The following is a 14,751-nucleotide window of genomic DNA, read 5'->3' as shown; positions in this document are numbered from 1 at the left end:
TGCCGCAGCAGCCGGCGGCGTTTCATCCGATACCGTCAATCCGTCAGGCAGTCCCGGCGGCAACGGCGTCGCGGCATGTTTCGCCGCCGCGATCGCCGACGGCGGCAATGGCGGCGGATTCACGGTGGAGAGCCTGGGACCACCGCTTGCCGCGCTCGTCACGAAAACCCGCGTCGGCAATGCAAAGTTGCGCAACTGCAGCACGTCCAGCGGCCCCGCGCCCGCCTCGCTGCGCAACTGCACCTTCAGCGGAATCCCCTGGCTCGTATCGGGCGTCCACGTCAGCAGATAGCGCGCACCGTCCTGCTGCGCCACCTTCGCGCGCTCGAGCAGCCGGATCAGGCCGAACCGGCCCTGCGCATCCAGCGCGGTACGCAAGCCGCCCTGCTCCGTCTGCCATTCGATGCGCGACAGGTTTTCCAGCGACTGGCCCGGCCACTCGAACGGCGTCCACTCCTGCTTCTGGTTGAAGTAGTGCAGTTCACGCCCGGACAATACGAACCGCATGTCGGTGACACCCGGCGTCGGCGCCGCCTGCAACTCGTAGCGCACACGCGCGTCGCCGGACGGGAACAGCACCGTCGAGACGCGCGTGAGCTTGTTCAGGCTGGCGAGGAAGCCCGGATCGATCGTCAGCGCGCCGTGGTCGGCGCCCTGCGCCGCCACCCAACGGTCGCCCTGCCGTTCGACGACGCCGGCCAGCTGCGTCGCGACGAACTGCGTGATCACGCCGTTGTCCGGGCGCATGAAGCGCGCCATTTCCGGCAGCGACGCGTCGTTGTCGGAATCGGCGAACGGATAGCGGCCGCCGAACGCCTTGTTCCAGTCGGCCACGATCGCGGTGCGCCAGATCTCGTTCAGGCTCGCGGCCGCCGGCCGCACGACGACCTGCCAGGACTGGTCGAACGGCGCGCGGAACAGTTCGCCGAAACCCGACCATTGCTCGCCGAGGCTCGCGGCCAGCCGGCTCGCGTAGTCGCGGCTGTCGGCGATGTCGGATGTCTTGCCCTGCAGCACCGACTGCGCAGCCAGACGTGCCATCGCGTCCGGATCGACACCGGAAGCGATCTGCGACGCCTTCAGGCGCATGGCCGTGACCCGCTCGAGGTAGCGCGCAAGGCTGAGGTCGCCCGTGGCGGCAAGCTGCGCGGCGGCTTTGCCGTTGGCGGGGGCGGCGGAAACGAGATCGCTACCGGTCAGGCGCAGGATCGGGCCGAAGGCAGCGGCGAGCGGCGCAAGCGGCGGCGGGGCCTGCTTCGACGGGTCCTGCTCGTTCGCACCGACCAGTTGCTGCGCCTTGTTGATCAGATCGTCCGCAAGCGACTGCACATTCCCGCCCGTGCTCGCCTGATAGACGATCGCATTCATCAGCGCGACGAGCGGCGAGCGTTGCGGGTCGCCGAGCAACGTCAGCTGGTCGGCCGTGGCCGACAGCGTCGCGGCGGGTTGCCAGCGCACGCTGTTCAGGAACAGCGCCCAGGCACGCGCGTAATCGTCGAAATAGCGTTGGCGCAGGTCGGCTTTCAGCGTCGATGAAGCCTGGTTGTCCGCCTTCACGTCGGAGAGTACCCAGTCGCCTGCCGCATCGTGCCGCTCGCTCGCTTCGTCGATCGCCTTCGCGATGCGTTCGTCCCATGCGGCGCGCGTGAACACGCCCGGCACGGTGGCCGCCGTGTTGAACAGGCCGCGGCTCGTGGTGTCGCCGAGCAGTGTCGCGAGCGACACGGGCGGATATTTGGCCTTCGCGTCGTCGAGGATCTGCTGGTACACGGCGTCGGTCGAGTTCTGGATGCCGCGCACGCCAATGACCGTCTGGCGGGTCGCGGCGACGAGGCCGGGATTCGGGGCGACCGCCGGCAACACACCGCGGCCAAGATGGCTCGCAAAGAAGGCGAGCGTGTGCTGGCGCAGGTCCTCCCAGGCGCCCGACGGCAACGGCGAGTTGAGCGGTCGCGCGGGCGCCGCCGTTGCGACGAGTTGCGGCGTCAGGAATGCCGCGACCGCACGCTCGGGCTTCGCGAGCATCAGGTAGGCCTTGAGGGTGTCGTAGGCGGCCTGTACCCGGGTGTTGCCGCCGCTGGCGATTTCCGCGTCCGACAGGGACCCGAGCTCGTGCAGACGTTCCTCGAGCTTCTGCCGAATGGGAGCGACGAGGATGCGGCTCGCGGCGTGGGCATAGCCGGGCCACAGCGCGTCGAGCAGCGCGCCGTCCCGGTTCAGGCCGAAGCGGGTCGACCAGGGTGCGCCGTCGCGTCGATGCGCTTCGAGCGTGTCGATCTGCTTGTCGAGACTGTCCAGCGTCAGCATCGCCTGGGTGCGGTCCTGCGCGCCCGCCAGTTTCGTGAGCGTATCGCCGGCGGCCTGAATCGTCGCGCGGTTCGTGAAGCCCGACACCATCGTGCCGACGATCCACAAACCAATCAGGGTCGTGGCCAGCCATGCGGCCGTCGTCGACAGCGAGAAGCCGACCCGGCGGCCGTGGATCTTGTGGCTGTGCTCGGCGACCATCTGCCAGATGGTCCGGTGTTGCGGGCCGAGCGGTGAAGCGTCGTCATCCGCGTTGCCGGACGCCGGCGGCGTCAGCTCTCGCTCCTTGAACAGCGGGGCGAACAGCAGGCCGTGAACCGCATGCCGCCAGACGCGGGACCGGGCGGTTTGCAGCACCAGTCCCGACAAGGCGCCGCGCAGATCGGAAATATGCCGCGACAGCTCGGCGGGATAGCGGTCGCGAGCGTTCTTCGTCAAACGGACGACGCCGGCGTCCGCGAGGTTGAAAGCGAGGTCGTGCAACGACGCGTCGATCTCGTCGGCCTTGACGCGCGCGTTCGCCCACGTGAAGCCGATCGCCTCGTCGGGACTCGACGTTTCGTCGCCGAAGTCGGTGACGTTGAGCAGATACGCGGGTGCGGCCCAGCGCAGCGCGCGCGCGTGACGGGCGAGCCGCTGCGAGAGCGTGTCGGCGTCGAACGGCGCATGGGCCGAGCTGCGGTTACGCGTCACGGCGACGATTGCATCGATCGGGCGACGGCGGCGCAGGCGGCGGATTTGGTCGAGCCAGCTGGTATCGAGCGCATTGCCGCTTTGTCTGGCATACAGCAACACCGTGTCGCCACGGACGACATACCCGGCATCCGAGAGACCTGGCGCCAGGCGATTGACGATCGGTTCGTCCCCGGCCACGAGTACCCAGCGATCCCGGTAGCGCCAACGCCAGCCGTGGCGATCACGCAAGGACTCCCGAAGGCTCCGGGCGCGATACGACCCGAGATCCGCCGACGCTTCGGTACGTTCCGCGCCGACCCGGGCAGCCGGGTCGCGATCATGCCGGTTCGCCGACCGGTCGGACGCTTGCCGTGCGACCAGTCTCCACGCCCAGGTTAGCGGAGCCCGCGCCAACAGCACAACCAGGCCGATCAAGACGACGACGCCGACACGGTAAGACGGCAACGGATGAAGATCCGCTCCCTTGAAGTACACGAGGAGCGCGATGAACCCGGTGATCGCCGGTACGAGAATCCAGTACCCCAGAATCTTGCGAATGAACATGCGTAAGCTACCGTTGCTATTTATGCGCGTGGAATACGGGCGACCGCGAATCGCAGCGCACCTTCGTGCCATGCCATGAGTTGAGGGGCGCCGGTTTGTATCGCGTGCTCGATTCCGAGCGCGAGATCGAGCCAGCCCGCGCTCACGCCGGAATGGCCGATAGCCAGATCGACGTCGTGCACACCCGACAGTCCTGCCGTTTGCGAAACACCCAGCTTCGCGTCCGAGGCGGCCTGAAGCAATGCCCGCTGGTCCCGACCGGGCACGCCGGCCTGCCAGAGGTCGTTGATTTCGGCCGCGGTCGTTTCACCCCAGAGCAATACCTCGGACAGCGCTGCATCCAGTCCGGACGCGCCCATTTCCACCGGCCGATGGAGGAGCGCACGGGCCGTCAGGCCATATCGCTCGGCAAGCGGCGCCCACGCAAGCAGCATGCCGACCGCAGCCTCGGCGCTCGACTGTGGCGGGTTGTCGTGCAGTTGCACGGAAACGAACAACGTCGCGCATTCGAGGGAGGGCCCACCCCGGATGTCCAGCCATTCATCGACAATCATCACGCCCTGTTCAATGGAAAGCCGCTTCGCCGGTGCCGGCCGAAGGTTGTTTGCAACCCAGCACGAATGCCACGTATCGAGGAGATCGTCGTGGTCGGCATCGGCGGGCAAGAGCAATTGAACACTGAACGGCACCCTCGTCGGCACGGCCATCACGGCACCGGCAATTTGTTCCAGCAATGCGTTAAAACACGCCTGGTAGCGCCCGGGCATTTCTTTGCTCTCGTTCAGTTCCAATGCGGTGTGACGAATCGCGGCGATGCCCGCAGCGGACGTGCGCGCACTCAACGCAAGCTTCCCGCCCGCAATCTTGCTGGCGACCGCAGTACTGCCCGGCGCAATCAGATACGTGCAGGCCAGCACAGCGAGCGGCTCGCGCGCAAACCGCAGCTTCTTTTCCCGCTCGACAGCGCGGACATCGCGTTCGGCCTGGCGCCGCTGCATCTGCTCGTCGTAGTAGTGCAGGCGCAGGCCGAACATTGCGCACCACGTCAACGCGGGCAATCCGAATACACGCACCCAAAACCAGGCGGAATCGGAGGGCTCGCCTTTAGGCCATGTCCACAAAGCCAGGGCTGCGCCTACGATCATGACCACGACCAACAAGCCGATCCAGACGCTTGCGCGCGGTGGCCTCGGCGGGACGTCGGGAGGGTCGAGTTCGGGAAGTTCCACCGGCATCGACGCCCTCTCACACCAGACTCGAAATCAGACGGCATCCACACATCGCGCGATAGCCATGCCGTGCGATCGGCACGCCATCGTCCAGCATCGTGTCGTCGCCTTCGATGATGAGATTGGGGCGGATATCGTGCTTCGGGCACGACACTTCGTCGCCTTTTCGGGCGACGCGCCTGCCGTCGAAGTGCATCGAATTCGACGCGGTGATGACTGCTCCGCCGTGGTCCGTCGCGTCGCCGAGACGTATAAGATCGATCATGGCCTGACTATCTTGTAGTTGGAAAAATATGCGAGACGGCATCGTCTTTCGAAGGCTGGATGCAGGGCGTTGAAACCCGCACGAGACAGCCGCATAGGTAAGCGGATCGACATTTCGTCGTGGACATTGCCTGTTCGAACTCGCGTTTTCATACTTTGTCCTCGTAGGCCGCGAGCTTCCATACGACCTCGGTCGTCAGGCGACGCTCGCCCATCACGCGATCAAGCCAGGCCAGCGCACGCGGCTCGTAGAAATCGATCATCGGCAACACTTCGCCCTTTGCGAAAGTCCGGGTCGCCTCGGCCTGAACACCCGGGCGAAGCTGCGCACACCAGACCCCGCCTTCGGGGCAGCGCGTCCCGGTTCGCGCCGTGGCGCCCAGCAGCAGTCGAGCGACCACTTCGTCCGGCGCCGATGTCTGTGAAGTCTTGGTGTCTGCCGATAGCGGCCATCCCGTTGCTGGATCCAGATGCTTTTCCTTTGCCAATCGGTTCATCAGTTCGTCCGACGGCTTGGGTGGCACTTGAGCGCGTTGCTTTTCCCATTCGAACGTGCCGTCCCACGGGGGAGCTTCGCCGGTGGCAGCGGGACAATCTGGTCAACGTCCGGGACTTTCGGGTTGGCCAGCGTGTTGTTGTCCAGAAATTCACCGATTAACTGATAGCGACGTGAGCGCTCGGGATCTTTTGGCACGTCGAGCGCGAATCGCTTATCTAGTGATTCGGGCGCAAGGAATGCGCGCTCAAGATTCATGGCCGTCCCACTGACCCCTGCGGCCACCCCCTTCTGATACGCTAGCACTGCGTCGTGGGACCTCCCTATATACGATAGGTGAATCGCTAACTCGTAAGCAGCGCGGCCGTGCCCTTGATCAGCGGCACACTGGCGCATCAGTCGAGCGATATCGGGCGCCTTGTCGTGAGGCGCCAATAATTTGGCGACGTAATACTGGGCGTCGGGATTACCCAGGTCGGCCGCCTTCCGGATGTACTTCAGTGCTAGTTCCGTGTTCTGCTTCAGTCCATACCCGGACTTCAAGTAGTAGCCGATGTCGTAGTAGCCCATCGGCACCCCCTGATTAACCAGCTGGCTTGCCCACTCGACTGCCTCGTGCGCCGCGTTTGGGGAACTGGCCAACCCCTGCGACACCAGTTGCTGCACGTTGTGGTTCGCCTTGTAATGGCCATGCGCCGCGGCGATCCGGAAGTAGCGCGCAACCTCGTCCAAATTCTTCGGGCCATCGCGCGTTTGCAGATAGCGGCCGTAGCGGAACAACATCTCCACGTCCGGATCTATGGCGGGCAGCCGATCCGCTTCGTGGGTGCAGGTGAACGCCAGATTCGCGCGTACATTGGCAAGGTCAGACGATCCAGGCAAAGCGCTCTCCTTCGAGCACGCGCTTAGCCCAGCGAGTACCAGTAACCCGAGCAGCATCTTGTTCATGGTGTGCCCGTACCGAATGACGGTCATCAAGCCTTGTCCTCGTAAGCAACCAGCTTCCACACGACCTCGGTCGTATAGCGGCGCTCGCCCATCACGCGATCGAGCCAGGCCAGCGCACGCGGCTCGTAGAAGTCGATCATCGGCAACACTTCGCCCTTTGCGAAAGTCCGGGTCGCCTCGGCCTGAACACCCGGGCGAAGCTGCGCACACCAGACCCCGCCTTCGGGGCAGCGCATCCCGGTTCGCGCCGTGGAGCCCAGCGGCAGTCGAGCGATCACCTCGTCCCGCGCTGACGTCTGCGAAGTCTGAGCGCCGGCTGATAGCGGCCACCCAGTTGCTGGATCCAGGTGCTTTTCCTTTGCCAACCGGTCGATCAATTCTTCCGATGGCTTGGGCGGCACCTGAGCCCGTTGCTTTTCCCATTCGAAGGTGCCGTCCCATGGCGGAAGCTTCGCTGGCGGCAGCGGGACGATCTGGTCGACGTCCGGTACTTTCGGGTTGGCCAGTGTGTTGTCCCTCAAAAATTGACCGATTAACTGATAGCGACGCGAGCGCTCAGAATCTTTTGTCACGTCGAGAGCGAATCGCTTATCTTCTGATTCGGGCGCAAGGAAGGCCTCCTCAAGACTCGTGGCGGCCCCACTGACCCCTGCGGCCACCCCTTTTTGATAGGCAAGCACCGCGCCATGGGAATCACCGCGGCCCGCGAGATTAATTGCCAACTCGTAAGCTGCACGCCCATGTCCTTGATCAGCTGCACACCGACGCATCTGTCGTGCGATATCCGGCGCTCGGTCATGAGGCGCCAATAATCTGGCGACGTAATACTGGGCATCGGGATTGCCGAGGTCAGCCGCCTTCCGGATATACTTCAGCGCCAGTTCCTGGTTCTGCTTCAGTCCATACCCGGACTTCAGGTAGTAGCCAATGTCGTAGTAACCCATCGGCACTCCCTGATTCACCAGTTGGCTTGCCCACTCGACTGCCTCGTGCGCTGCGTTCGGGGAACTGGCCAGCCCCTGCGACACCAGTTGCTGCACGTTGTGGTTCGCCTTGTAATGGCCATGCGCTGCGGCGACCCGGTAGTAGCGCGCGACCTCGTCGTAGTCTTTCGGACCATCGCGCGTTTGCAGATAGCGGCCATAGCGGAACAACGCCTCCGCGTCCGGGTCCAGAGCTGGCAGACGATCCGCTTCGTGGGTGCAGGTGAACGCCAGATTCGCGCGCACATTGGCAAGGTCAGACGATCCAGGCAAAGCGCTCTCCTTCGAGCAGGCGGATAAGCTGGCAATTGCCAGGCATATTGAAATGAGGATGCGCATTCGTTAATCCAGATAGGAGCGGCTTGGATCGTCCCGATAAAACTCGACCAGTGATGCGCAGGGCACCCATCCTTCGCTTTTAGAGTCATTGTTTCTAGAAATAATTTTGTCCCAGCCCTCAAATGCCACATCCGCGTTCAGCCTGCCGTTCATATCTTTCGATCCTACCCCACCATCCCCTGCATGAATCCGCCACAGCTTCTCGCGAAGCGGCTGCGTAACCCGCATCGACTCGTGACAAATATTCAACTCACTATCGACCTCCATACTGCGCAGGTTGACGTTCGCCGAACCATGCGTAACGAACACGTCATCGATGACCATCAGCTTGGAGTGGATATACACCTCGTCCCACGGTTTTCCTTTCGGCGTATCCGGCGGGACAAGCGTGCAGATATGCACCTTGAGGCCCGGAATGTTGAGCTTCTCCGGGTTCTCGGTTCTGGCTTTTTCTAGCTGGACCTTCAACTCGCTCACTCGCTGAGCGGCCTCCACGGCATCCAGGTGGGCCGCGGTGATGTTGTTCATCGCATACTGCACCGAACTCGTGAACGGATCGACCGGTACGCGCTTTGCGCTCTCAAACGCTTTGTCAGCCCGCTCCTTTACTTTCAAAGCTTCTTTGTATTGCTTCTCCAATTCGTCCGCGCGTTCCAGCTTCGCCACGCCGGGCAAGACATCCGCCCGCCCCAGTGCGTTGAGCATGTGATAAGTACTCACCGTGCCGACGCCAATCCCGTCGTCGCTCGAATTGGTCACGACGAACAGATATAGCGGTGTTTTGCGCCCGCCAGCCTGATACGACTTCACTAGTTCCGTCAGCTTTTCGGCGAGTGGCGGAAACCGGAAATACTGATTTTCGATATAAATGAAATTGGTCGCATTGTTGACGGCCTGCAGATATAGTCGTTCGATGTCTTTAACGCCCTTCTTCTCGGGTTCGCGTTTCTCGGGGTCGCGTTTCTCGACTTGGGGTTGAGTGCGCAGGATCTGCGCCATCACCGGCAGATCGTCTTTGCTGCAGCGGAGTACCGGGGTTTTCGCCGATTTCCTTTGCTTTTCCAGTCGTTGCCCAGTCGTCGCATCCCATGCCTGACAGAAGTTCTCGTTCAAATCGATCAGGATTTGCCCTGTGACACGAGCCGAAATATCCTGTCGCGGCAAGAAGCCGTTACGCCCCATTTTCGAGTGCATGCGCACATGGCTATGGCGGCTGGTATCCCAGTATTCATCAAGCGTGTTGTGGCCCATCACGAAGCCGGTCGCCAGTTCCGGATCCTCGTAGTCGATCAGCACCATTTTTTGGTGATGTGAAGGTCCCAACCCCATTGCAAAGCCATTTTGTATTTTCGAATTCACATTACGCTTGCTGTACTGACTATCCGTCACCGTGCGCCATGCAATTTCGGCGCGCTCGGCCATGCTGAAATCACGGGTTGCGAATTCGATATTCTTGAATGCCGGATCACGCTTGTCACGTAAGAGCCGTCGAATCGCTTTCTGCGTAAGCACGGGGACGGGCGCAATGCTAACGCCTGTCCACTCGGTCCCCATCTGATTCTTTTTGTCCATCTTCACCATTTCGTACCACCACGCATCGAACTCCCGCTGCGCCGAGTTCCGATTATCCGGTTTGTGCGAGAACCGACCGCCGGGCATCATGTTTTCCAGAAATTGCGCGACGTGCGCTTTATCGCCCCACACCAGCAACCGGATCTTTACATTGTGCCGCGCCCTTTCGAGCAGCAGCTCTCCGATCGAAAGCGAGCCTTGGCCCGACGCCCCGCGCTTGAAATACATGGACGGCTGGAACCCCCAGCAAACCATGTCGACGGTATGTTGTGCCGCGGAAATCGCATCGTAGACAGCACCGAACGCCTCCTCGCCGTTGACCAGCGGGTAGTGCGTCGCATACCTCGGCCCGTATTCCGCGTCTTGCACGTAATGCGGCAACGTCAACGTCGCCGTATTGCCACACGATCGCGCGATCGGTACGTTGATGGGTGCGGATTGGCTCATGACGGGGTCCCCGTGCTGTCAGTGTCGGTTTCTGGATTCATCAGGCGGTAGTAGTGGAGACGATGGGCTGCGCGATCGGCGCCGTCGCCGCCTGCGCCTTGTTCGAAGAAATGGAAGCCCTGATTAGCCAACTGACCATTGGTCACATCACCGCGGAAGTCCTCGCTGACCGGAATGTGGTATGCCACGCCGTTGGCGAACTCGACCCGATACGATTGCGTGCCAGGACGATGATCGACCGCGATTCGCCCCGTCGCATCCGTCACGCCTTGCGCGACCAAGGCGCCTTGCGCATACAGCTTGTATGGGACGTCTTGCGGAATGGCAGCCAAGGCCGAAGGCGAGGCGCCCAAGTTCAGCATCAAACGCTCTGCCGGCAAACTGTTCGGCAGCGCCGGGCTGATCTGCGCCGCGGCCGCCCCAGGCTTGTTCCACGACGCGCACTTCTCCAGAATGTCTCCCGGCGTGCCGTTTTCAATTCGATTCGCGTCGATCTTGATATACGATCCGCCGGCGCCGATCCATACTTCCTTCGCGGCGGACAGGACGAGCCTTCCCTCCGAGCTGGTGATGGTGACGTCCTTCAACGCGGCCAACGCCATGTCATCGGTTTGGGCCTGAATGGCGACCTTTCCCTTCGCGGCAAATAATTTGATGCCGAGTTTTGCAGCGAACATCGAGACGGTTTCGCCCGCGGCCACCGTGAATCGCTTGACAACGCCAATGTCGGCACTGCCGCCTGCGGTCGCAATCAGGTTCTTGCTGGCCACGAGTTGCAAATGGTCGCCCGACACGATCCCGACGCCCGCCGGAGCACTGATCAGCACACCGGCCTTCTTCAGCTCGGTCAAGGTCTCGTCCAGCAGGATCTTCTGCTTCGAGTAATCCGCAGCGACCGCTTCAGCAGCTTGTGCCGCATCGGCAAGCGACTGCATCTGTTGCAATGCAAGCTCGAGCAGACCCTGGGCCGGTCGCATGTCGAGCTGCTGGCCATTCGGCACCGACTGCATGTCGGCAGAGATGAAAACACCCCTTCCTCCCCGTACCGCAACGTGTTCGTCGGTACGAAGCTCCGCGCCCCTGCCACGCTCCTTTCGACTCTCGTCGACCATGTGGCCGAGGTTCAGCTCACTCGCCTGAAACGGCGTCGTCAGATGAATATGCTCGACACCTTCCTTGTCCTCCATCCGCAACTCGTTCTGCGCGGCCGTGCGGACGAGATTCCGGGTGTGGTTGAGGTTGTTGACCAGATCCGGATGCAGGCTGTCGTGCATCGCACCGATGATCACGGGCCGGTCCGGATGACCATCGGTAAAGACGATCGCCACCTCGGCCCCGTCGATCAGCGGGAAGTGGTGCCCATAGTTGTCACCGCTGTACGGCTTCGCGAACCGCACCGGCCGGCTCGTGCCGCCCGGGCTCCACTCGTCGAGATCGAACGGCAGCTTGATCACGTACCAGCCCTGCTCGGTCAGGTACGCATACTTGTAGTTGCCCGGCGACGTAATACGCGCCGGCAGGATGCCATCGATGGTCGGGCGCCGGATCGAGGCCATCGGCGTGCGCCACACCCGGTCCGACGGAATTCCGTCGAAGCTCACCCAGTACGAGTCACCGCGCCCGCCGCGCAATTCGACCGACGTGATGAAGATCCCGTGTTTCGCGTCCGCCTGCGCCGGGTCGACTCTCATCACCTCGCCCGCTTCGAGCCAGAACGGGTTGCCGGTGCCCTTGAAGGTAATCTGTCCGGCCAGATGGCCCTCGTGCCGCAGACGGGCGATCTGCTTGCCCTCCTCCGGCGTTTCGTAATGCTCGCCCCAGCGATAGTCGATACCGTTCGTCGACTTGTCGGCGCGCGCGGCGTTTTCGTCGACGAGGAGCGATACGCCCGCCTCGCGATGGTTGTAGTCGTGCAGCCGCACCGCTTCCGGCACGCGTCGGGTGCGCTTCTCGAGCGTCTTGATCGCGTCCCGGCCGGCACTCTCGAGCCCCGCGTCGCGTCGGTACGACACGGTACGCTGCTTGCGCGCATAGGCGTCCAGATCGTCGCCGAACACCAGCACCGCATGCTCCTTCTTCTGCTCCCAGCGGAACCAGATCCCTTCCTCCGCGCACATGCGCTGAATGAAGGCAAATGTGGTCTCGTGATACTGGGTGATGTACTCGTGCCGCTTGTACTTCCCGCGCAAATTGAACTGGAAGTCGACGCCGGCGCGGTAGCCGTAATGCCGCAGCGTGTCGGTCACGATCTCCTCGACCGACTGCTTCTGGAACAGTCGGCTCGTGACACCCCGGTTCAGATCGGCGAGCGTCGGCTTGAGCCGGACCCGATAATGCGTCTCGTCGGCCGAGGTACCCAGTTCGTCGAATTCCGTGATGACGCCGTGAATCGTGTACGCCGGCGGCATCTTGCTGAACTGCGCGGCCCGCTCGCCGAACATCCTGCGCAGGTAGTCCATGCCCGGATCGACCGGAGCAATGATGAATTTCGCGGGCCGCCCGACCACCTGGTCCATCGCAAGTCCGGCCGCGGGGCTCGTGAATTCGATGTCGTAGCGGTACAACTCGCTCACCGCGTCCCGCCCCGTGAACTTGAGGACGGATGTCGGCGCCGGATGCGGCGCGAGTTTCAGCTCGTAAGCCTGAGTAGGCAGGATCGACGACATGGGTTTTCTCTCAGGTGCGCGAACGCGACGGCACCGCCGAAGCAGCCATCGGCGCCCCGGCGGGTCATGCGACAAACGTCAAATCAGCTCTTGGCCTTCGGCATCTGCGACACCAGCGACAGGCCGATGTCCATCCCCTCGACCTGGAAGTGCGGGACGATGAACAGCTTGATGCGGAAGAAGCCCGGGTTATCCTCGATGTCCTCGACCGTGACCTTCGCGTCGCGCAGCGGGTGCGATGCCTGCAGCTCGTCGCCCGGATCCTTCATCTCGGTCACGAGGCCCTTGATCCAGTTGTTCAGCTCGAGCTCGAGCAGCCGCCGGTCCTTGGTCGTGCCGATGTTCTCTCGCTGGATCAGCTTCAGATAGTGGGCAATCCGCGACAGCAGGAAGATGTACGGCAGGCGCGCGTTGATGCGGCTGTTGGCCGTCGCCTCCTTGGTCTCGTACAGCGCGGGCTTCTGCGTCGAGCTGGCCGAGAAGAAGCACGCGAAGTCGTGGTTCTTGTAGAACGACAGCGGAATGAAGCCGAGATTCGCGAACTCGAATTCGCGCGTTTCCGGAATCAGCACCTCGGTCGGAATCTTCGGCTGCACGCCGGTACCGAGGTCGTACAGATGCACCGGCAGATCCTCGACCTTGCCGCCGGCCTGCGGGCCGCGAATCTGCACGCACCAGCCGTTGTTCACGAAGCTGCGCACCATGTTGGCCGCGAACGCGAACGACGCGTTGACCCACAGGTACTTGTCGTGATCCGGGCCCTTCACCGCCTCTTCATAGTTGAACGCGCGCACGGGCGTCGTGTCCTTGCCGTACGGCAGGCGACCGAGCACGCGCGGCATCGTCAGGCCGACGTAGCGCGCGTCGTCCGTGTCGCGGAAGCTCTTCCACTTGATGTATTCGGCGCGGTCGAAGTAGTTGCCGATGTCCTGAATGGCCGACACTTCCTCCATCGACTGCTTGCCGAAGAACGCCGCGCCGACCGAGCCGATGAACGGCATGTGCGCGGCGGCCGCGACCTTCGACACGTTGCGCAGCAACGCCACGTCCTGCGGCGAATTCGTGAACTCGAAATCGCCGATCATCGCGCTGATCGGCTGGCCGCCCGGCGTGTCGTATTCCTCGATGTAGGTCAGCCGGTACAGGCCGCTCTGGATCAGCTCGGGCGTATCCTCGAAGTCGCGCTGCAGCGCGTCCTTCGACACGTCCAGCACCTCGATGCGCGCGTTCTTGCGGAAGTCGGTGCGCGACACGAGCATCTTCAGGCCACGCCAGCGGCCTTCGAGCGCCTGGAATTCCGGCGTATGCATGACGGCATCGAGCTGCCGGCCGATCTGCCGGTCGAGCTGGCCGATGTAAAAGTCGAGCAACGACTTGTCGAGACGGTCGACCGGCCTGCTTTCCTGCGCGATCAGGTTGAGCAGCGCGTCCATGCCGCGCGCCACGCGTTCGTCGGCCGATGCCTCCGACAGCGCGTCATTGTCGCGAAACGCTTCGAGCGGTCGCGCCTCGGCGACGGGCTTGAGGTTGATCTTGCTGCACAGCGATGCGTACACGCTGTCGTTCTCGAGCACAACGGTCTCGGTTGCGCCCTGACGGGATTCGTTCTGCTTCATTTCGTGTCCTGTCTGCGTTCGTCACGCTATCTGGTTGCGGAATGCGGTAAAGGCCCGCTCGAGCTGGCCGCGTTCAGGCATGGCCTTCCGGTTGCGTCGCCGCCGTCACGATCTCCGACAGTTCGCCGCGCAGCCTGTCGGACAGGCGCTTATCCTTCAGAATCTTCTCGAACTCACGGCGAAACGTGCCGTTGTCGAGCAAGTTGCTCTTCAGATCGCGCAGCAGATTGCGCATCGCGAGCATCGCCTGCAGTTCCGGAATCTGACGCGCCACCTGCTCCGGCTCGAAGTCCTTCATCGAGCGGAACGACAGATTCACCGGCAGCTCCGAACCGTCGCCGGCCAGCGTGTTCTCCGCGGCGATATCGAGATCGGGCGCATGGTCCGCCAGGACCGCATCGAAGTTGTTCTTGTCGATGTTGACCTTCTTGCGCTCGGCCAGCGGCGCCTGCTCGCGGCCCGCGCTGAAGTCTCCCGCGACGAGCAGCTTCAACGGCAGCTCGACCTTCTTCCGGGCCCCGCCCGTATGCAGATCCAAGGTAATCGAGACACGACTTTTCGGAATTTCTCTCTGGAAGCTATCCATTTGTAGTCCTTATTTAGAGGTCAAGCACGGGCAAATGCGCAACGCATCCGGCACGACGT

At 62.7% G+C, this 14,751-nt stretch carries 8 protein-coding genes and 2 pseudogenes; all 10 read right to left on the bottom strand.

Going from position 1 to position 14,751, the window contains the following annotated elements; genetic code table 11:
• Nucleotides 1-51: 51 nt before the first annotated feature.
• A pseudogene (locus SY91_RS17195) lies at nt 52-3,546 on the bottom strand (ImcF-related family protein); the annotation flags it as partial.
• A 20-nt stretch (nt 3,547-3,566) separates the two neighbouring features.
• Nucleotides 3,567-4,580: a hypothetical protein gene (locus SY91_RS17190; RefSeq protein ID WP_023474967.1), complete on the bottom strand. Its 1,014-nt coding sequence runs from the start codon at nt 4,578-4,580 to the stop codon at nt 3,567-3,569.
• A 211-nt stretch (nt 4,581-4,791) separates the two neighbouring features.
• The gene (locus SY91_RS17185) at nt 4,792-5,040 is read right to left on the bottom strand and encodes a PAAR domain-containing protein (protein ID WP_034174908.1); all 249 of its coding nucleotides are present in this window, start codon (nt 5,038-5,040) and stop codon (nt 4,792-4,794) included.
• A 148-nt stretch (nt 5,041-5,188) separates the two neighbouring features.
• The gene (locus SY91_RS35490) at nt 5,189-5,536 is read right to left on the bottom strand and encodes a hypothetical protein (RefSeq protein WP_313771545.1); all 348 of its coding nucleotides are present in this window, start codon (nt 5,534-5,536) and stop codon (nt 5,189-5,191) included.
• A 6-nt stretch (nt 5,537-5,542) separates the two neighbouring features.
• A pseudogene (locus SY91_RS35485) lies at nt 5,543-5,793 on the bottom strand (DUF6396 domain-containing protein); the annotation flags it as partial.
• A gap of 716 nt (nt 5,794-6,509) precedes the next feature.
• Complete coding sequence (locus SY91_RS17175) at nt 6,510-7,805, bottom strand: DUF6396 domain-containing protein (protein WP_221902381.1); 1,296 nt, start codon at nt 7,803-7,805, stop codon at nt 6,510-6,512.
• A 3-nt stretch (nt 7,806-7,808) separates the two neighbouring features.
• Nucleotides 7,809-9,824, bottom strand: coding sequence for a phospholipase D-like domain-containing protein (locus SY91_RS17170; RefSeq protein WP_023474971.1), 2,016 nt, complete (start codon nt 9,822-9,824; stop codon nt 7,809-7,811).
• Nucleotides 9,821-12,490, bottom strand: coding sequence for a type VI secretion system Vgr family protein (locus SY91_RS17165; RefSeq protein WP_023474972.1), 2,670 nt, complete (start codon nt 12,488-12,490; stop codon nt 9,821-9,823). The genes SY91_RS17170 and SY91_RS17165 overlap by 4 nt, the downstream gene beginning before the upstream one ends.
• 83 nt (nt 12,491-12,573) lie before the next feature.
• Complete coding sequence (gene tssC, locus SY91_RS17160; RefSeq protein WP_006479549.1) at nt 12,574-14,106, bottom strand: type VI secretion system contractile sheath large subunit; 1,533 nt, start codon at nt 14,104-14,106, stop codon at nt 12,574-12,576.
• A 73-nt stretch (nt 14,107-14,179) separates the two neighbouring features.
• The gene (gene tssB, locus SY91_RS17155; protein WP_043886624.1) at nt 14,180-14,692 is read right to left on the bottom strand and encodes a type VI secretion system contractile sheath small subunit; all 513 of its coding nucleotides are present in this window, start codon (nt 14,690-14,692) and stop codon (nt 14,180-14,182) included.
• Nucleotides 14,693-14,751: the final 59 nt, after the last annotated feature.

Origin of the sequence: Burkholderia cenocepacia, from assembly GCF_014211915.1 — a bacterium.
GTDB lineage: Bacteria > Pseudomonadota > Gammaproteobacteria > Burkholderiales > Burkholderiaceae > Burkholderia > Burkholderia orbicola.
This window is presented reverse-complemented; position numbering and strand designations above follow the sequence as displayed.